General features: G+C 46.2%; 16 protein-coding genes. 7 read left to right on the top strand and 9 right to left on the bottom strand.

What is annotated here, in order from left to right; all coding sequences use genetic code 11:
* From DYB02_RS09765 to proV, 8 genes are all read right to left on the bottom strand, one after another.
* Complete coding sequence (locus DYB02_RS09765; RefSeq protein WP_029805467.1) at nt 1-636, bottom strand: tetratricopeptide repeat protein; 636 nt, start codon at nt 634-636, stop codon at nt 1-3.
* A gap of 14 nt (nt 637-650) precedes the next feature.
* Nucleotides 651-1,445: an SDR family oxidoreductase gene (locus DYB02_RS09760; protein WP_015296841.1), complete on the bottom strand. Its 795-nt coding sequence runs from the start codon at nt 1,443-1,445 to the stop codon at nt 651-653.
* Nucleotides 1,446-1,453: 8 nt separating this feature from the next.
* Nucleotides 1,454-2,137, bottom strand: a complete 684-nt coding sequence (locus tag DYB02_RS09755; RefSeq protein ID WP_025524691.1) for an iron-containing redox enzyme family protein — start codon at nt 2,135-2,137, stop codon at nt 1,454-1,456.
* Nucleotides 2,138-2,162: 25 nt separating this feature from the next.
* Nucleotides 2,163-3,722 carry an AMP-binding protein gene (locus DYB02_RS09750; protein WP_029805464.1) on the bottom strand — a complete coding sequence of 520 codons (1,560 nt, stop codon included), beginning with the start codon at nt 3,720-3,722 and terminating at the stop codon, nt 2,163-2,165.
* 80 nt (nt 3,723-3,802) lie between these two features.
* A complete protein-coding gene (locus DYB02_RS09745; RefSeq protein ID WP_015296838.1) occupies nt 3,803-4,414 on the bottom strand; it encodes a thermostable hemolysin in 612 nt (203 codons plus the stop codon).
* A gap of 277 nt (nt 4,415-4,691) precedes the next feature.
* Complete coding sequence (gene proX, locus DYB02_RS09740) at nt 4,692-5,699, bottom strand: glycine betaine/L-proline ABC transporter substrate-binding protein ProX (RefSeq protein ID WP_023584220.1); 1,008 nt, start codon at nt 5,697-5,699, stop codon at nt 4,692-4,694.
* A complete protein-coding gene (gene proW, locus DYB02_RS09735; RefSeq protein ID WP_021823169.1) occupies nt 5,692-6,777 on the bottom strand; it encodes a glycine betaine/L-proline ABC transporter permease ProW in 1,086 nt (361 codons plus the stop codon). Before proW ends, proX begins: the two co-directional genes overlap by 8 nt.
* 3 nt (nt 6,778-6,780) lie before the next feature.
* A complete protein-coding gene (gene proV / locus DYB02_RS09730) occupies nt 6,781-7,968 on the bottom strand; it encodes a glycine betaine/L-proline ABC transporter ATP-binding protein ProV (RefSeq protein WP_025521681.1) in 1,188 nt (395 codons plus the stop codon).
* A 438-nt stretch (nt 7,969-8,406) separates the two neighbouring features.
* Here proV and DYB02_RS09725 point away from each other — a divergent pair, with 438 nt between their 5' ends.
* The 7 genes from DYB02_RS09725 (at nt 8,407) to DYB02_RS09695 (ending at nt 16,933) form a co-directional block, all read left to right on the top strand.
* Entirely contained in the window at nt 8,407-10,287 is a 1,881-nt protein-coding gene (locus DYB02_RS09725) for a DUF294 nucleotidyltransferase-like domain-containing protein (RefSeq protein ID WP_029805989.1), read from the top strand.
* On the top strand, nt 10,284-11,030 hold the full coding sequence (locus tag DYB02_RS09720) for a 3'-5' exonuclease (RefSeq protein ID WP_029805987.1): 747 nt from the start codon (nt 10,284-10,286) through the stop codon (nt 11,028-11,030). The genes DYB02_RS09725 and DYB02_RS09720 overlap by 4 nt, the downstream gene beginning before the upstream one ends.
* Nucleotides 11,031-11,218: 188 nt before the next feature.
* Nucleotides 11,219-12,880 (top strand): BCCT family transporter, encoded by a 1,662-nt coding sequence (locus DYB02_RS09715; protein WP_021448619.1) that lies wholly within the window; start codon nt 11,219-11,221, stop codon nt 12,878-12,880.
* A gap of 301 nt (nt 12,881-13,181) precedes the next feature.
* The gene (gene ectA, locus DYB02_RS09710) at nt 13,182-13,715 is read left to right on the top strand and encodes a diaminobutyrate acetyltransferase (protein WP_025505030.1); all 534 of its coding nucleotides are present in this window, start codon (nt 13,182-13,184) and stop codon (nt 13,713-13,715) included.
* Nucleotides 13,716-13,749: 34 nt separating this feature from the next.
* Nucleotides 13,750-15,015: a diaminobutyrate--2-oxoglutarate transaminase gene (gene ectB, locus DYB02_RS09705; RefSeq protein WP_029805985.1), complete on the top strand. Its 1,266-nt coding sequence runs from the start codon at nt 13,750-13,752 to the stop codon at nt 15,013-15,015.
* Nucleotides 15,016-15,030: 15 nt separating this feature from the next.
* Nucleotides 15,031-15,417 (top strand): ectoine synthase, encoded by a 387-nt coding sequence (locus DYB02_RS09700; protein WP_005464385.1) that lies wholly within the window; start codon nt 15,031-15,033, stop codon nt 15,415-15,417.
* A gap of 91 nt (nt 15,418-15,508) precedes the next feature.
* Entirely contained in the window at nt 15,509-16,933 is a 1,425-nt protein-coding gene (locus tag DYB02_RS09695) for an aspartate kinase (RefSeq protein ID WP_015296832.1), read from the top strand.
* Nucleotides 16,934-17,004: 71 nt separating this feature from the next.
* On the opposite strand, the gene DYB02_RS09690 is transcribed toward DYB02_RS09695, so the two are convergent.
* Nucleotides 17,005-17,991 (bottom strand): cytochrome-c peroxidase, encoded by a 987-nt coding sequence (locus DYB02_RS09690; protein ID WP_029806785.1) that lies wholly within the window; start codon nt 17,989-17,991, stop codon nt 17,005-17,007.
* Nucleotides 17,992-18,005: the final 14 nt, after the last annotated feature.

Genomic DNA, 18,005 nt, shown 5'->3' with positions numbered 1-18,005 from the left:
TTATTTCAATCTCCCAAGAGTCGCTTCAATTTCCAGTTTTCGGCCTTTGTCCGCCAATGGTCGGTCAGGGCGAGGTGACGCCTGCATTGCGCGAGTCAAATACACTTTCGCTTCTTTGTCTCGACCTTCTTCTGCAAGGAAGTCTCCATAAAAATAGTTCGGATCGATGCCTTTTGGATTGATCTCTAACGCTTTTTTCAACATTTTTTCGGCTTTATCGTCATCACCAAAGCCAATTGGCCACCCCGGAACTTTGTAATACAAAGAACCTAAACTGGTGTATGCAGAGCCATCAAGCGTTTGCGGTGACGTTGCAATTACCCCTTCGAGTAAAGATTTGGCTTCTTTGGCTAGTGATAGGGCACCTAAGCCACCTTGAGCACCAGCCAGCGATGCTTTATTGATTGCCAGCCAAACAGTGAGTTCGGGATTGCCGGGTTCTCTGTCGAGATAAATACTGGTTTTGGCAATCGCACGATGGAAGCATTGTTCCTTTTCGTCACCATCGGGCGTGCTGTACTGACATTCCGCCCATTTCTTTTGAATCTGTTGCAGTGGATCATTACCTGCCAACGCAGCGGTCGAAGCTAACGTTGAACAAACCGTTAAAGCGCAAAGTAGTTGTTTGGTATTCATCGTCCATGTCCTCTTCAATGACTGACTCGGTTTACGTATTGGTGAATGGTTTCTTGTTGCTTACGAATCGCAGAAGAAACCACGCTTGGAAGCAGTTGATTGATGCGTGCAAAAAGCTTTTCTGGCCAACCAATCCATTTCGCGGAAATTTCTTTTTCCAACATGGTGACAACGTGATCGGCTACAACTTGCGGCGAGTCCGTTTTGTTACCCAGCTGTCGATTCATTTCATTGACGGCATCGCTATTGAGTGAGGTTTCTGTCGCTCTTGGTGCCAAATACAGCGCACGGATTCCGGTTGCGAACAGCTCTCTGTCGAGCGATTCGGTGAAACGGTGCAACCCCGCTTTTGCCGCGCAATAGGAGGTATAGCCTGGGTAGCCAATTGAGCCGAATGTTGAACCTATATTGAGAATCACCCCAGGCTGTTTTAACCACGTTAACGCCGACTGGCATAGCAGCATCGGCGCAACGAGATTGAGTTGGATTTCGTCTGCAATCTGCGTTGGTCGTTTGTGGCTTAACAACGAGAAATCGTTGCTGCCCGCATTGTTAATCAGGGCGTCCACTTTTTGATGTTGGCGCGCTCGATCTTTAATCGCTGTTAATCCTTCTGATGAGGTGATGTCTGCAACGACTACGTCATGACGTTCTGGATTTGACAGTTCACGCTGTAGTGTTTGCAAGCTCTCTTCGTTTCGCCCAACAAGAATGAGGCTAGCACCGCGTTTTGCTAACTCTTGCGCGATGGCTTGCCCAATTCCGCCCGTTGCGCCTGTCAGGAGAATGGTGCTGTTGTTAATGATCATGCTTCACCTCACGCCGCTTGTTGGGTTGAGAAGGAAGGCAAAGAGCGCAGCATTTGTCCGTACAATGCGAACACCATTTTTGCGGAGTCGATGATGACTTGTTGATCTTCCACTTTGGTGATTTTGTTCATCAGTGATTCAAAAAATTGCAGATGATCTTGGTCTAACACGCTGTGTGAAACTAGGTAAGTCATTGCTGAAGGCGGTAGGCTTAGCGTTGACTGGATTTTTTCTGCCATTTGGCCACCAATACCGACGCTGGTGCCTTCTAATACCCACACCATGCCAAACAGCGCGAGTGGGTTGTGGCGGTCAATGTTGTGGTAAAGGTAGGAAACCATCAATTCAATCGGCGCACCGACTTGACCTACATCTTTGTTGTTGCGCACTGCTTCGGCATCACCGCCACATGCTTTAATGTCATTTAAAATCCATTCTTGATGGCCTTTCTCTTCCTCGATGTATTCGGCAATGGCGTCTCGTACCCATTCGTATTCGCCAGATAGTCGGCCTCCACACGCCATCAGCAAGGGAACGGTGTGCTTAACGTGATGGTAAGCTTGGGTTAGAAAGGCGATATACATATCTTTGGAAATGTTGCCTTGTTGAACGTCTGCGATGACTGGCGCAGTTAACATCGCTTGTTGAGCAGCGGCAGTGCTTTTTTTGAGTTGTTCGAAAAATAAAGTCATAACCTTCTCCTTAAGAAGCCGTTAACTAAGATGCAGTTTGGAAAGACGTAATGTGTTGCTGAAAGGGCAAATCGATGCGTTGGATCTTTTGCGCTTGCAGCGTTAATTCAGGCGTTGTGCACGCTAATAACTGAGCCACATCATGTTCAATTTGATTTCGTTTGAGCTTGCCGTTATCCGTGTACCAACCAGAGATGGCTCGTGGGTTGTCCAGCAGCAATAAGGTTCGGATTTGAGCATAATCGGGTAGGGTTCGGTTTAATGCATGAACCTTTGCTTCGACGTCTTCGCTATTGGCAATGACTGCACATAATGTTTGTTGGCTATCACCTGTAACGATCAGTGGCGTCATCGGCAAAAACGCCAACGCTTCTGATTCAATCCACTCCGGTGAGACATTTCTGCCGTATGCGGTGACGATAAGGTTCTTCTTGCGTCCTGAGAGAGTGACAAAACCTTGCGCGTCAATTTGGGCTAAGTCGCCAGTCGCTAACCATTCTTGAGTAAACGGCTCATTCAAATAGCCAAGAGCAACGTTGCCTTTGACGAGCAGTTCACCATCTTCTGCGATACGAATCTGAGCGTGGGGAAGTGGTTTGCCACACGTTCCTGCTTTAAATGTGGCTGGTGTATTCAAACAAACGACGGATCCACATTCAGACAAGCCATAACCTTCAAACGCAGGGATGTTCAGCGCATGCGCGGTATTAATCAGTTGCGACGACACTCTTGCGCCGCCAACGGCGACAAATTTTAGAGAACCCACAAGAGAGGGCTGCTGTTTCGCGATATGAATGAGCGAAAGCAATAAAGCCGGTGTTAGCACTAAGCTTTCTGGTTTGATGGTCGCTAATGCTTGTGCAAACAGACGCGGTTCGAATTGGCTTGAACCGAGTAAGCCAGTTTGCTCTCCGGGTAAAATATATGACGTCACGCCCAACATGAGTGGAACATAAACGCCGGTTATGTTCTCGAGAAGCGTCGATAACGGAAGCAGCACTAAGTGTGAGTGCGCCGTGCCGTTTACTGCGTCGGCGAGCGATTTCGCCACCAAACACAAATGATCATTGCTTAAACACACGCCTTTAGGCTGACCAGTCGAGCCCGACGTAAATGTGATTTTTCCGGTTTCTGGTAGATAAGCTACCTGTGTATCTTCATCTCCCAACTGGTTACGACGCAGCAAAGGCAAATTTGCAATGGAAAACGGATGGTCTTGCTGGTTAAAGCTTTGCTTAGGATGAGAAGCCAACCATGCTTGCCAATCGCCAACTAAAGCATCGACGCCTGATTGCTCTAATGTATGTTCAACTTGTGCATCAGAGAAAAAAGTCGGAATAGGCACGACGACTATGTCTGCCGTCATCGCCGCCAAATCAACAATGGCCCAATCAATGCTGTTTTCTGCGCGTAGCGCGAGTGCTTTGATGTTCTGTGTAATAAGCTCGGCGGCAACGAGTTCGATCTTGTTTAACAATTCAGAGTAAGTCAGTTCAACCGTTTGATTCGCTTCGTAGCCGACAAGTGCTACTCGATCTGGTGTCGTTTTTGCCCATTTTGTAATGGCATCGAGGAGAATATTCATACATCACCTATATTCTGGCGTTGTGTTTAACCAAGTTGTTCTGGTTGTGTTTGCGGTTTTAACGACGTTTACTTTTCTATCTAGGCTTGTTTGCGTTTTCTTTCTTGGACTAATCGAAGACGCTCTAGTCCTTTTTGCAAATTGCCAGCTAACACACGCGGTTGATGTTCGTAGTATGACCCCCAAGTGGACTCGGCATCGGGGACTTTGTTTTGATCGGCCTGCGCGATGATATGAGGCTCCAATCCTAAGCGCGCCATCATGGCGTGAAGTGGGTCTGTCGCGGTGAAGATGCACCATTCAAAACCGAGGTTGACCAGCATTTCTGCGATGAGGTAGAAGTGAAGAGATGACATGCCCTTAGCGAAAGATGCCAAGTGACCGAATTCCACTAAGTTCGAACGTTTTACGTCGCAGTTAAATACGTTAGAAACCAGCTTTTGGGCGTCGTCTTCTAAATACTGTTCAAGGAACAAGGGCTCATCTTCGGCGATGCGAAAGCCGCATACGGAAATAATTTGGCCGCCTTCAATGAGGGTTAAATACGCCGGCATAAATTGTTTTAGCTCGGCAAAGAATGCTTCTTGATAACGCTGAGAAACATGCTCGATAACTTGGCTCCAAAGCGGATGCATTGGATAAACGATGTCTAAAGTAAAGCCATCTGCAGAAGTTTGTGCATGGTGTTTCATGAGCGCTTCCTTTGTTTGAGTAGTTATCAACAAAATAAAACGCGAAACTTAAGAAATTCTTAAGGAATGAAATTTTGATAAATTATTTAACGACAGGAAGGCTTAAATGGCAGTGCCTTTTGGGGTTTTGTGCTGGTATGTGGTTGATATTAATACGATGTTTTCTTGAGTAATCTAAATAAAAAAGCCAGTCTAAATAATCGACTGGCTTTTCATTTTCTCACTGAGGAACCAAAGATACGCTAAAGCTTTAGCGGTTTCTTAAGGTTTTTGGGCGTTACATTGCCGCTTTCTTCGCTTCTTCAATCCAACCATCAAAGGTTGTTTGGTTGGCTTTAATCCAGCCATTTACGTGCGCTTCGATGTCTGCCGCGCTATTTTTACCTTGGCTCATCATCATGTTTTGAGCGCTGACATCATTGATATTCAGTTTGATGATTTCGAACAGTTTCGCTGCCGATGGGTTCTTCTCTGTGAACTCTTTGTTCGCGACGATGCGCATAGAGTTCATTTCAAAACCGTAGTTTTTGCCGTTTTTCAGTGTGGTGTCGATGTCTTTACGTTCACCAGGAAGAGACGAGAATGGCACCTCTAGCCAAACGACGTCTTTACCCGGAACAAGTACGCCACTTACCCAATACGGTGTCCATGTGTAGTAAAGAATTGGGTCGCCTTTTTTGTAGCGGGAGATTGTATCAGCAATGATTGCGGCGTAGTTACCTTGGTTGTGAGTGACAGTGTCACGAAGTTTGAACGCGTCCAACTGATGCTCTACCACCATTTCACACCCCCAACCTGGGTTACAGCCGGTAAGATCGGCTTTGCCATCGCCATTTGCGTCGAATAACTTCGCCAATTTTGGATCTTTTAACTGACCAATGTTCGTAATGCCGTATTTCTCGGCGGTTTTCTTATCGATGAGGTAGCCTTGCGCTGCGCCACTGACGTATTGGCCTTCTCGGAAAAACTTATCATCACCACCTGACATGGTGTATTTGTCTGCATGGAGCGGGAACCAGCCAACCGCTAAGAACGTTGCATCACCTTTTGCTATCGAGGTGTAACCGACGTTGTAATCCACTTCTTTGGTTGGTTGGACATCGTAACCCAAAGCTTCCAGAGCACGATTTACGATCAACGTTTGGAACGTCTCTTCAGCGACAGTGGACTGTACAGGTTGAACCGTGACGCCTTCACCCGGTAACTCTCCGGCAAAGCCGTAAGTCGAAAATGCGATTGCGCTTAGCGCGCCGACAGACAGCGCTTTCTTCCATGAATTATTCATTCGTATTTCTCCTAAGTTTTAGGTCGTTTTGGTTCTTGTTGGTTTTAAATTTGAGCAGATAAGAGATAGGGCCGGTATGGTACCAGCGAAGTTTGGTATTGCCGGCGTTGACGCCAAGCTCTTGTGTAATGCGATCCAACAAAATAGCGAGGATCACAATGCCTAAACCGCCGACAGCGGCCAGACCCATGTCCAGTCGTCCGATGCCTCGTAACACCATCTGACCCAAACCGCCCACGGCGATCATCGAGGCGATAACCACCATCGACAGAGAAAGCATTAAGGTTTGGTTGACGCCCGCCATGATCGTTGGCAGCGCAAGTGGCAATTGAATGCGATACAGCATTTGCTTTTTGTTTGCGCCAAAAGAGTGACCTGCTTCGATAAGCTCTTCCGGTACTTGTTGAATCCCAAGAATGGTCAATCGAACCACTGGCGGTAGCGCGAAAATGATCGTCACGACAACGCCCGGTACGTTACCAATACCAAACAGCATCACGATAGGAACAAGATAGACGAACGCCGGGGTGGTCTGCATCGCATCCAATATTGGTCTTACAAACTTGGCGGCGGTTTGGCTTCTGGCTAGCCAGATCCCCATGGGTAAGCCAATCAACAAGCAGAAAAACACCGAAGTGAGCACCAAAGCGAGCGTGGTCATGGCTTGAGACCAAGCGCCGATCAAGCCAATGAACACTAGCGATACTAGCGTTGATAAACCAAGTTTGAAGTTAGAAAACTGCCACGCGAGTAAAAATAGGATCAGCACCATAATCGGTGACGGCGTAGAGACTAACGCGGTTTCGAATGAGGACAAGATAAAATCGATCGGAACTCGTATGGCTTGAAAAACAGGGCGACCATGTTCAACGAGCCAATTCAACCCAGATTCTACCCAATTATCGAGTGGGAGAACGGCATCTTGAAATGGGTTCATGATATCGAAAGGTGTCTCTTGCACGGCTTCGCTGTTCAACCAATCGTTGTTAGTTGCGGCCTCACTACCTTGTGACCACGGGTCTTCTTGTGTTGGTGCGGTTTGCGACCAAGGATCGTTATTTGTTTGCTCTGTAGACATCGTTTAATCCTTATCGAGTGTTTGCAGAAGACGCGACTTCGTCACGACACCAAAATAGGTTCCTTGCTCATCGACTACTGGCACAGCATAAGGAACGCTCGCTACGATGCCGAGAATGTCATTCACAGACTGGTCGGGCTGAAGGGTCACGTCATCTTCTAATTGTGCGCTGGCCAAGGAGCGATTTTCCTTGTGGGCTAAGCGTAAGGAGTCGAGAGAAACGATGCCGGAATATCGGCTAGATTTATCTACGACGATGCCGTAATCACGGTCGTGATCCATCAAGATTTGCATGGCAGAGCCAGGGCCGTCGTGTTCGGATTTCTTGAATACCGCAGCGGGCTTCTTGCGCGCAATATCTTTGACGGTTAGCACGCTGGCGACATTAACGCCGCGGAAAAACGCCTCGACATAATCATTGGCGGGGTTATGAAGAATTTCATCTGGTGTGCCGACTTGCACAACTTCGCCGTTTTGCATGATGGCAATTCGGTCACCGATGCGCATGGCTTCGTCCAAGTCGTGCGAAATGAATACGATGGTGCGTTTATCGTCATTTTGCAGACGAATCAATTCATCCTGCATTTCAGAACGAATCAAAGGATCGAGCGCTGAGAACGCTTCATCCATCAGCAAAATATCGGGGTCGCAAGCTAGGGCGCGGGCAAGACCGACACGCTGCTTCATACCACCTGATAGTTCATCAGGAAACGATTCAGCGTAGGTATCTAATCCAACTCTCTGCAACGCTGATAATGCACTTTCGTGGCGAGCAGTCACATCGACGCCTGCGAGTTCCAGGCCGAAAGCGGCATTTTCTATCACCGACATGTGGGGCATGAGCGCAAAATTTTGAAAAACCATTGAAATGTTGTTCCGACGAACTTCGCGCAGTTCTTCTTCGGAGATGTGAGCAATGTCTTTCCCTTTGAGGTAAACACTGCCTTTGGTGGGTTCAATGAGTCGATTGAGAAGTCGAACGAGAGTGGATTTTCCTGAGCCAGAGAGACCCATAATGACAAAAATCTCGCCTTCATTGATGGTCAGAGATACATCGTTGACGCCAACGGTTAAGCCAGTTTGTTCAAAAATATCGTCTTTATCAACGCCTTTTTCGATGAGTGAGAATGCTCGCTCCGGAGCTTCTCCAAACACTTTATAAAGTCCCTTAACTTCCAGTATGGGATCCATGTTAATTGTCCTTTGTTATGTGTTTATCACGAGTTAACGTTTTGTACTCTAATTAAATTGATAAAAGTTTTCAAATGATTGGCTTGGCTTATTGGTGTTCTGTGGTCATATTTTTCGTAGTAATGAACTTTCGTTGTTTTATTGATAAATCTTTTTAAAACATTTAGTTATGAGTGTGTTCATTTGTGTTTTTAGGCGATAAATACGACGTTGAATTTATTTTTAAGTTTTTAATACATGTCAGCACAGTAGGGTTGCATATTTATTGCTCAGTATTTAGAGGCAGAAAGAACAGTGAAATGATTAGAGTTCAAATTTGTGTTTGGAAGAAGCAAACATAACATGATGAGGTAAGCAGAAGTCTTAGCGTTATCTGTTGCTTATGCTAAATCGAGATGATATTGATCTGGTTACTTTAGGCAACGCATGGAATAAAGAATGGAAGCCGAGCAGTTAGAAGTACTCAATTTCATTAGCCAACATCCTCCTTTCGATGAACTGCCAGAAGAGCAGTTAAAAAAAATCGCCATTCATGCAGAAGTGGCGTATTTCCGTCAAGGTACCGACATCCTCAAATTTGGCGATACGATTCGCGACTTGTATATGGTACGCAGTGGAGCGGTAGAGATTTATCGACGCAAAGGTGAACTTTATAACCGTATTGATGCTGGTGGCCTGTTCGGGCAAATGGGGTTGCTCATGAACAACCGAGTTCGTATGCCAGCAAAAGCGATAGAAGACACCTTGGTGTATTGCATTCCTGAGAACATCTTCAACGAACTTTGCGACGAGTTTGAAAACTTCGCGGATTTTATGGAGCTCGAAGATAGCGCTCGGCTTCGCAATGCGATCTCTAGTCGCTCCGATGGCAATGATTTAACAACCGCAAAAGCGCGTAAAATCCTGACTCGTGACCCTGTGACACTCGAAGCGACCGCTTCTATTCAAGAAGCTGCAAGCCTAATGGCAGAAGAGAACGTCACCGCCTTGCTCATCGTCCGCCCAACTGAAGAACTGACCGAAGAGGATGATGACCAACTGCTTGGCATTCTTACTGACCGCGATTTATGTATACGGGTTTTGGCGCAGGGGATTGATACCAATATCTCGGTGAGCGAGGTCATGAGTTACGACGTGGTATCGCTTGATTACAACGCGTATGTGTTTGAAGCGATGCTGACCATGCTTCGCTACAACGTGCATCATCTGCCGATTCTCAAAGACAAAAAGCCAATAGGCATCATCGGTATGACGGACATTGTCCGTTACGAATCTCAAAACAGCTTGTTGCTGGTGAGCTCGATTTTCCAACAGACCAGTGTGGAGGATCTCAAACAAGTTTCCCTACAAGTGAAAGATTGTTTTGTTCGCATGGTCAATGAAGACGCCAACGCACACATGATTGGACGAGCAATGTCGGTGATTGGCAGCAGCTTTAAGCAACGATTAGCGGAAATCGCCGAGCAAGAGCTTGGTCCTGCTCCAATTCCATACTGTCTGGTTGCGATGGGATCGATGGCGCGAGATGAGCAGCTCATTGTCACTGACCAAGATAACGCGCTGATTCTTGATGACAGTTACGATCCTGACAAGCACGGCGAATATTTCGCGCAGTTTGCGAAATTTGTATGTGATGGATTGGCGGCATGCGGCTATACCTATTGTTCGGGCGACATTATGGCTACCAATCCTGAATGGCGAAAAACCAAATCGCAATGGGAAGAGTGCTTTGGCGATTGGATCGATCATCCGACGCCAGAGAGGTTGCTAAACAGTAATATTTTCTTCGATTTGCTAGGGATTCATGGCCGGGTGAAATGGGCAGAGCAACTGAGCAGCTTTATCGTCAGACGAGCCAAAAAGAACAATCGATTTTTGGCTTGTATGGCTTACAACGCAATTCGAAGAACCCCGCCGTTAGGATTTTTTAAAGATTTCGTGATGGAGAAAGATGGGCGTCATCGAAATTCGATCAACCTTAAACGACGCGGTACCGCGCCGCTGGCAGATTTGATTCGAGTGCATGCGTTGGCGATTGGTTCGCGCTCGCAAAACTCGTTTGATCGATTAGACGATATCAATGACGCCGGGATTCTGCCAAAAGGGCGAGGAATGGACTTGCGAGATGCGATGGAGCTTATCTACATGGTTCGAATCCGTCACCAAGCCTTGGATATTGAAAATGGCGACGAGCCAGATAACAACATCGAGCCAGAAAACATGTCCGATTTCGAACGTCGTAATCTGAAAGCGGCATTCCAAATTCTAAGCAATGCGCAGAACTTCATTAAGTTCCGCTACCAAAGAAGCAGTAAATGATGTGGTTGGCAAAAAGTAAGGCGAGTACACCGCTGCTCGATACTTCGCAAACGCCGGAGTGGTCAGTATTGTTTGAGCAGTTGGCAAAGCAAGCGCAAGATCAACGGTTGAAGCGTTACTATTCGACCCCGATGGTGAATGGGGATACGCCATTAAAAGAGGTGCCGTTTGTCTCGGTAGATTTTGAAACGACGGGCTTAAATGCAGAAGAGGATGCCATTCTTACCATTGGTCTTGTGCCGTTTACGATTGACCGAGTGCAGTGCAGTGGTTCAGCGCATTGGATTGTAAATCCGAACCGAGAGCTTAATGAGGAGTCTGTCGTTATTCATGGCATTACGGATTCTGAAGTGAAAAACGCGCCCCAATTAACGCAAATACTAGGTGAGATTTTGGATGCACTCGCTGGCAAGGTGGTGCTGGTGCACTACAAGAATATCGAGCGGCAGTTTTTTTATAATGCGCTTTTAAACACCATTGGCGAAGGGATTCAGTTTCCCGTCGTCGATACATTGGATATCGAGTACGCACTTCAACGCCGAGAATGTTCAGGCATTTGGAATAAGTTAAAAGGTAAGAAGCCAGGGTCAGTGAGGTTAGGGCATGCTCGGGAACGATATGGTCTGCCTGCTTATCAACCGCATCACGCATTAACGGATGCATTGGCGACGGCAGAGTTGTTTCAAGCTCAGTTGCAATATCACTTTAACCGAGACATGCCAATTTCTGCTATTTGGCAATAAAGGTTATTTACCTTAAACACAAAAACATCAAATGATCGATGGAGGTGTTTCCTTTTAAGATGCTAATGAGAGCTACTACTTTAAGAAAATACATATACTTAAACTTGTGCTTGGTGATGTGAACTAATCATCACTCAAACTCCTACAAAGTATTTAAATTTGGTCACGTATTGTTAAGGAGATTATTCGTGAGCACCGACAATAATGGTGGGATTAAACGTCCCGATGGAAAGGTAAACGCGATAGATACTGACTATCAGATTGGTCAGGATAACGTTGCGTTAAAAGTCGGCCCATTCGGCTTAGACATTCACAACCGAGTTTTCGCAATTTCTGGGATGGCTATCGTCCTCTTTGTTGTGGCAACGCTAACTTTTCGCCAACAAGTTGAACCCTTTTTCGCTGGCTTACGTGCTTGGCTAGTATCCAATCTTGACTGGTTCTTTCTTGCTTCTGGCAACGTATTTGTCATTGTCTGCTTGGTCTTGATTGTGACACCGCTTGGTCGAGTTCGAATTGGTGGTACTGAAGCGACACCAGATTACTCTTATGCAGGCTGGCTAGCGATGTTGTTCGCAGCCGGTATGGGCATCGGATTAGTGTTCTTTGGTGTGTCTGAGCCAATGTCGCACTTCAGCTCTGCACTTGGCGGCGTGAACATTGAAAATGGTGTGCGCACCGACTGGGCACCACTTGGTGGTGCGGTTGGTGATACAGATGCAGCATCCGCGCTTGGTATGGCTGCGACCATTTACCACTGGGCACTTCACCCTTGGTCTATTTATGCGTTGTTGGCCCTTGGCTTAGCGATTTTTTCGTTCAACAAAGGGTTGCCACTGACCATGCGTTCCATCTTCTACCCGCTGTTTGGCGAACGAGTTTGGGGCTGGGTAGGGCACATCATTGATATTCTTGCGGTTGTTGCGACGGTATTTGGTCTGGCGACATCGCTCGGCTATGGCGCTTCACAAGCAGCAACAGGTTTGAACTTCTTGTTTGGTGTGCCAATGACCGACACAACTCAAGTCGTGTTGATTGTAGTGATCACGGCATTGGCGCTGATCTCGGTGGTTGCAGGCCTTGATAGTGGGGTAAAACGTCTGTCTGAAATCAACATGATTCTGGCGGCGATGTTGCTGTTCTTTGTGATCATCGTTGGCCCAACAATGGCGATTCTGACGGGCTTTTTCGACAACATTGCGTCTTACATCACTAACATTCCTGCATTGTCTATGCCGTTTGAACGTGAAGACGTAAATTACTCTCAAGGTTGGACGGCATTCTACTGGGCTTGGTGGATTTCTTGGTCACCATTCGTGGGCATGTTTATCGCACGTGTTTCACGTGGACGTTCGGTTCGTGAATTTATCATCTGCGTTATTTTGATTCCTTCGACGGTTTGTGTGCTTTGGATGACCGCTTTTGGTGGCACAGCGATCAGCCAGTACGTGAATGACGGTTACGAAGCCGTATTCAATGCTGAGCTGCCGCTTAAACTGTTCGCCATGTTAGACGTAATGCCGTTTGCAGAAATCACATCGGTAGTAGGTATCATTCTGGTGGTTGTGTTCTTTATCACGTCGTCGGATTCAGGCTCTCTTGTGATCGATACGATTGCAGCTGGTGGTAAAGTCGATGCGCCAACACCACAACGTGTTTTCTGGTGTACGTTTGAAGGCTTAGTCGCCATCGCACTGATGCTCGGTGGCGGACTGGCAGCGGCTCAAGCGATGGCAGTAACTACAGGCTTACCATTTACCATCGTATTGCTTGTTGCGACAGTTTCTTTGATTAAAGGTCTAATGGATGAGCCTCGTCCAAGTACCAAGGTAGTCAAAAAAGATAAATAGCCACGACGACAAAACTAACCTTAAAACGGCATGCGAAAGTGTGCCGTTTTTTTATGTAAAAGACCTTAAGTCCTCTCTTTGAAACCCCGCTGCATTCTGACTCATGTTGAGTTGTTTCGTATTAAATGATGCTTTAATAAATTAGAGTTCAAACTATTTTAATTTTAGGTTAAATGTTGTTTTTGTGTGATTTTGGTCACATAAATCCAGATTAAAACGCCAATTATTTGATTTTCAACCGTAAAGAATGTCCATAATAAATACGAAATTTAATTAGACGTCAAAGGATATGTATTTCAAAATGATCACATCAGCACCTTGGGTGCTTTATCCTGAAATTGGAGAAGACCCAAGCAAAAAATGGATTTTTCGTGAACCTAAAATCTCTGATGGTGACGGCATTTACAGCTTAATTGCAGATTGTCCTCCGTTGGACATGAATTCTTCTTACTGCAATTTTCTACAGTCAACGCATTTCAGCAAAACCAGTATTTTGGTTGAGCACAAAGGCGACATCGCTGGCTTCATCTCGGGTTATCAGAAGCCTGATGAACAAGACGTATTATTCATTTGGCAAGTCGCTGTATCACCTCGATTCAGAGGTAACGGTTTAGCATTTCGTATGCTCAAGGAGCTTCTCGAAAGGGAAGTGCTGAGCGAGGTTAAATCGGTAGAAACGACCATCACGGAAGACAACCAAGCCTCTTGGGCGTTGTTCAAAAAGTTAGATGCGATGAACGGCAATCATGGCCAAGTCAGCACCTTTTTGGATGAAAAAGCCCATTTTAAAGGCAAGCACGATACAGAGTTTTTGTATCGCATTCCTCTCAAATAATCCTCAAACAATAGGAATCAAAAACGGTCTCATCATGGATATTTTCAAAAAGCAGGAATCCAACGTACGCTCATATTCAAACCATTTTCCAGTGGTATTTCGCAAAGCGAAAGGTTGCTGGCTAGAAACAGAACAAGGTGAACGCTACTTAGACTTCCTCGCTGGAGCGGGATCCCTAAATTATGGCCATAACAATCCTGTATTGAAGCAAGCACTGCTTGAATACATCGAAATGGATGGCATCACTCACGGTTTGGATATGCATTCAGAAGCGAAAGCGGGCTTTCTCGCCGCACTGGATAACTACATCTTAAAACCAAGAAAACTGGACTACAAAGTTCAATTCACCGGCCCAACTGGTACGAATGCGGTGGAAGCGGCACTCAAGTTGGCGAAAAAAGTGAAAGGCAGAAGCAGCGTTGTTGCATTCACTAACGGTTTCCACGGTTGTACCGCAGGCGCGCTGGCGGCTACAGGTAATCAGCATCATCGACAAGGTAACGGCTCAAGCCTTACAAACGTAACGCGCATTCCGTTCGAAGGTTACGCTGGCGTTGATGGTTTGGCGCTGTTCGAAACTATGCTGAATGACAACTCTGCAGGTATGGACAAACCAGCAGCCGTATTGCTGGAAACGGTACAAGGCGAGGGTGGTTTAAACGCCGCCTCCAATGAGTGGCTACAGCGCTTGAGTAAAATATGTAAAGCCAACGACATTCTATTGATTGTCGATGACATTCAAGCTGGTTGTGGCCGAACTGGGACATTCTTCAGTTTTGAGCCATCAGGTATTGAACCCGATATTGTGACGCTATCGAAATCGATCGGTGGTTACGGTCTGCCAATGGCGGTTGTACTGCTGAAACCAGAACTTGACCAATGGAAACCAGGCGAGCACAACGGCACGTTCCGTGGTAACAACCACGCATTTATTACTGCGGCAAAAGCACTAGAAATCTACTGGTCAAATGACGATTTCGAAACGCACATTAAGCAATGTTCGCAAAATGTGAGTGAAGTGATTGATCGCTGCGTGCGTCGTTTCCCGCAAATGTTTGTTCAGAAAAAGGGACGCGGCATGATGATTGGCATCGAGTGTATTCACGGTGACTTGGCAGCAGAAATCGCTAAAGCATGTTTTGACGACGGCATGGTGATTGAAACCGCAGGCCCAGACGATGAGGTGGTGAAGTTCTTCTGTCCATTGACCATCAGTGAATCTGAGCTGAACCAAGGATTAAGCATCTTTGAACGTGCAGTGGAAACGATTGCTGCAAAACACTTCAAACAAGCATCTTAATAAGGATTATCAATTATGATCGTAAGAACACTTGACGAGTGTCGAAATAGTGAACGTCGCGTAGTCGCGGATAACTGGGAAAGCGTACGTATGTTGTTGAAAGATGACAACATGGGATTTTCTTTCCACATCACCACGATTTATGAAGGAACGGAAACGCATATTCATTACCAAAATCACCTAGAGTCCGTTTTCTGCATGAGCGGCGAAGGTGAAATCGAAGTGGTGGGGGGCGAAACTTACCCAATCAAACCGGGCACATTGTACATTCTGGACAAGCACGACGAGCATTACCTAAGAGCATACAAAAACAAAGAAATGGTCATGGCGTGCGTTTTCAATCCCCCAATCACAGGTGCCGAAGTGCACGATGAAAACGGCGTTTACCCGCTCGTTGACTAAAAGCTAAGTGTGAGGCGCACGTCGCCTCACATTTCTACGCGCTTTCTTTTTCTCTATTTCACTTAACGTTACCAATCAAAAAAGGCTTATCATGACTTTTACCGTAGAAAAAATCGGCGGTACTTCAATGACAGCATTTGATGCTGTTCTCGACAATATTATTCTTCGTCCTAAAACGCCATACAACCGCATTTTTGTTGTGTCAGCATACGGTGGCATGACCGACGCGCTATTAGAATGTAAAAAAACCAGCAAAGCAGGCGTCTATCAGTTAATTGCTAAACGTGACGATCAGTGGCAAGACGCCTTAGCGTATGTGGAAAGCCGCATGCTGCTTACTAACGAAAACATCTTTGCGGATCCAATGAACCGCATTCGAGCGGATAAGTTCATTCGTTCACGCATTGCAGAGGCGAAAAATTGTATCGCTAATATTCTAGAAACCTGCCAATACGGACAGTTTTCTCTGCGTCACTATCTGCCACAAATTCGCGAGTTTCTATCGTCGATTGGTGAAGCGCACAGTGCGTATAATACAGCGCTTAAGCTGAAAAACATGGGCATCAATGCGAGGTTTGTGGATCTCTCTGGTTGGGATAATCAGGAACCAAGAAGTCTCGATGATTCCATTCGCGACGCGTTTGCTGATATCGATGTGACCAAAGAACTGCCTATCGTCACGGGTTATGCATACTGCAAAGAAGGTTTGATGCACACTTATGACCGAGGCTACAGTGAAATGACGTTCAGTCGTATTGCCGCTATCACCAAAGCAGACCTAGCCATCATCCATAAAGAATACCATTTGAGCTCAGCGGACCCGCGCGTGGTCGGCCCAGAGAAAGTGTTGCCAATTGGAAGCACGAACTACGATGTAGCGGATCAACTTGCTAACTTGGGCATGGAGGCGATTCATCCCAATGCTGCCGCTGGTTTGCGCGAAAGTGGGATTGAGCTGCAAATCAAAAACACGTTTGAGCCAGAACATGAAGGTACGTTGATATCTTCAGGGTATCGCCCAGAAGAAGACAAAGTGGAAATCATCGCTGGTAAAGAAAAGGTCTTCGCACTGCACTTGTTCGATCAAGCGATAGTCGGCAAGGTTGACAACGTGAGCTACGAATTGATGGAAATCATCTCTGATGCACGTGTCAGCTTGATCGGTAAAGAGATGAACGCTAACTCGATTACGTATTACCTTGGCGGTAGCTCGGACAGCTTAAACAAAGTGTTATACAAGGCCGAAAAACGTTACCCGAATGCCTCCATTAAAGGGCGAATGGTTGCGCTAATTTCAGCCATCGGTTCACACATCGACACTAACAAAACGTTAGCGAAAGGCGTACTTTCTCTCATGAACAGTGGTGTCACACCGGTGGCGTTGCACTCGTCACTGCGTAATGTAAACGTGCAATTTGTCGTCAGTGACAAAGAATATCAACGCGCCATTTGTGCATTACACGATGAGTTTTTTACGCCTGTCGAAGGCTCGAACGCAATGGAGCATGTGGCTTAATTGATTCATCGATTTAGACGTTACAAAAGGAGCCCTTCGGCTCCTTTGTTCTGTTTAGTGCCAACTAAATTTTAAATATTTGGCCTTGCGGTTTCATGAGTTGATGGTGGTAAGTGAGGCAAGGTGACTTGTGGTTGCTCGCCTGTCAGAGAACGTAAGAATTCAGTGATTTTGGTGGACTCTTCTTTCGTTAGCTTTTGACCAAGTTGCAGATCGGCCATCATTTCTACCGCTTCTTGAAGATCCCAAACAGACCCGTCATGGAAGTACGGGTAGGTTAATTCTACGTTACGTAAGGTTGGGACTTTGAAGACGAACTTATCGAAATCACTTCCGGTAATGGCTTTGCGGCCAACATCTGGGTTGTCTGTCGCAAATGGCTTCACTAACCCCATTTTTTGATACATTTGTCCGCCCGCTAATGGCCCGCTGTGACAAGCAGTACAGCCTTTGTCTTTAAACAGTTGATAGCCTTCCACTTGTGCAGTAGTGAGTGCGTCGTCGTTACCTTTCAACCATAAATCGAATGGAGAGTTTGGCGTACGCAGCGTTTGTTCAAATGTTGCGATAGCATCGGTCACGTTATCAATGGTGATGTTGTCGCTGCCATAAGCTTGTAGAAACCACTCGCGGTATTGAGGGATAGATTGAAGAGTGTCGACCGCGAGTTGGTGGGTAAATGCCATTTCCAATGGGTTTTCGATAGGGCCTGCGGCTTGCTCTTGCAGATCTTTCGCTCGCCCATTCCAAAATTGAACGAAATTCAAATCTGAATTAAACACCGTAGGTGAGTTGATTGGACCAATTGACCATTTGTGACCAATTGAGCTTGGTAAGTTATCAACGCCACCTTTAGCGATGTTATGGCAAGAATTACAAGAAATGGTGTTCGACGCCGACAGTCTCGGTTCAAACCACAGCGTTTTACCCAATTCAATCTTTTTACTGTCGAGCCCAGAAATGGGTTCGATGACCTTGATGGGTTCGTTGGATTGACGTTCAGCATGGGCACCGAAAGACAATATAGATAAAACACTCACTGCGATAAGAGTTTTCATAATAACTTCCTTTT

Origin of the sequence: Vibrio parahaemolyticus, assembly GCF_900460535.1 — a bacterium.
Lineage (GTDB): Bacteria > Pseudomonadota > Gammaproteobacteria > Enterobacterales > Vibrionaceae > Vibrio > Vibrio parahaemolyticus.
The sequence above is the reverse complement of the archived record's forward strand: the minus strand, read 5'-3'. Positions and strand labels throughout refer to the sequence as shown.

Coding starts and splice junctions, on each gene's coding strand:
- DYB02_RS09690 (WP_029806785.1), bottom strand. CDS start 17,991: ATGAAAACTCTTATCGCAGTGAGTGTTTTATCTATATTGTCTTTCGGT.
- DYB02_RS09720 (WP_029805987.1), top strand. CDS start 10,284: ATGATGTGGTTGGCAAAAAGTAAGGCGAGTACACCGCTGCTCGATACT.
- DYB02_RS09750 (WP_029805464.1), bottom strand. CDS start 3,722: ATGAATATTCTCCTCGATGCCATTACAAAATGGGCAAAAACGACACCA.
- proW (WP_021823169.1), bottom strand. CDS start 6,777: ATGTCTACAGAGCAAACAAATAACGATCCTTGGTCGCAAACCGCACCA.
- DYB02_RS09695 (WP_015296832.1), top strand. CDS start 15,509: ATGACTTTTACCGTAGAAAAAATCGGCGGTACTTCAATGACAGCATTT.
- DYB02_RS09725 (WP_029805989.1), top strand. CDS start 8,407: ATGGAAGCCGAGCAGTTAGAAGTACTCAATTTCATTAGCCAACATCCT.
- proX (WP_023584220.1), bottom strand. CDS start 5,699: ATGAATAATTCATGGAAGAAAGCGCTGTCTGTCGGCGCGCTAAGCGCA.
- DYB02_RS09760 (WP_015296841.1), bottom strand. CDS start 1,445: ATGATCATTAACAACAGCACCATTCTCCTGACAGGCGCAACGGGCGGA.
- proV (WP_025521681.1), bottom strand. CDS start 7,968: ATGGATCCCATACTGGAAGTTAAGGGACTTTATAAAGTGTTTGGAGAA.
- ectB (WP_029805985.1), top strand. CDS start 13,750: ATGGATATTTTCAAAAAGCAGGAATCCAACGTACGCTCATATTCAAAC.
- DYB02_RS09755 (WP_025524691.1), bottom strand. CDS start 2,137: ATGACTTTATTTTTCGAACAACTCAAAAAAAGCACTGCCGCTGCTCAA.
- DYB02_RS09700 (WP_005464385.1), top strand. CDS start 15,031: ATGATCGTAAGAACACTTGACGAGTGTCGAAATAGTGAACGTCGCGTA.
- DYB02_RS09765 (WP_029805467.1), bottom strand. CDS start 636: ATGAATACCAAACAACTACTTTGCGCTTTAACGGTTTGTTCAACGTTA.
- DYB02_RS09745 (WP_015296838.1), bottom strand. CDS start 4,414: ATGAAACACCATGCACAAACTTCTGCAGATGGCTTTACTTTAGACATC.
- ectA (WP_025505030.1), top strand. CDS start 13,182: ATGATCACATCAGCACCTTGGGTGCTTTATCCTGAAATTGGAGAAGAC.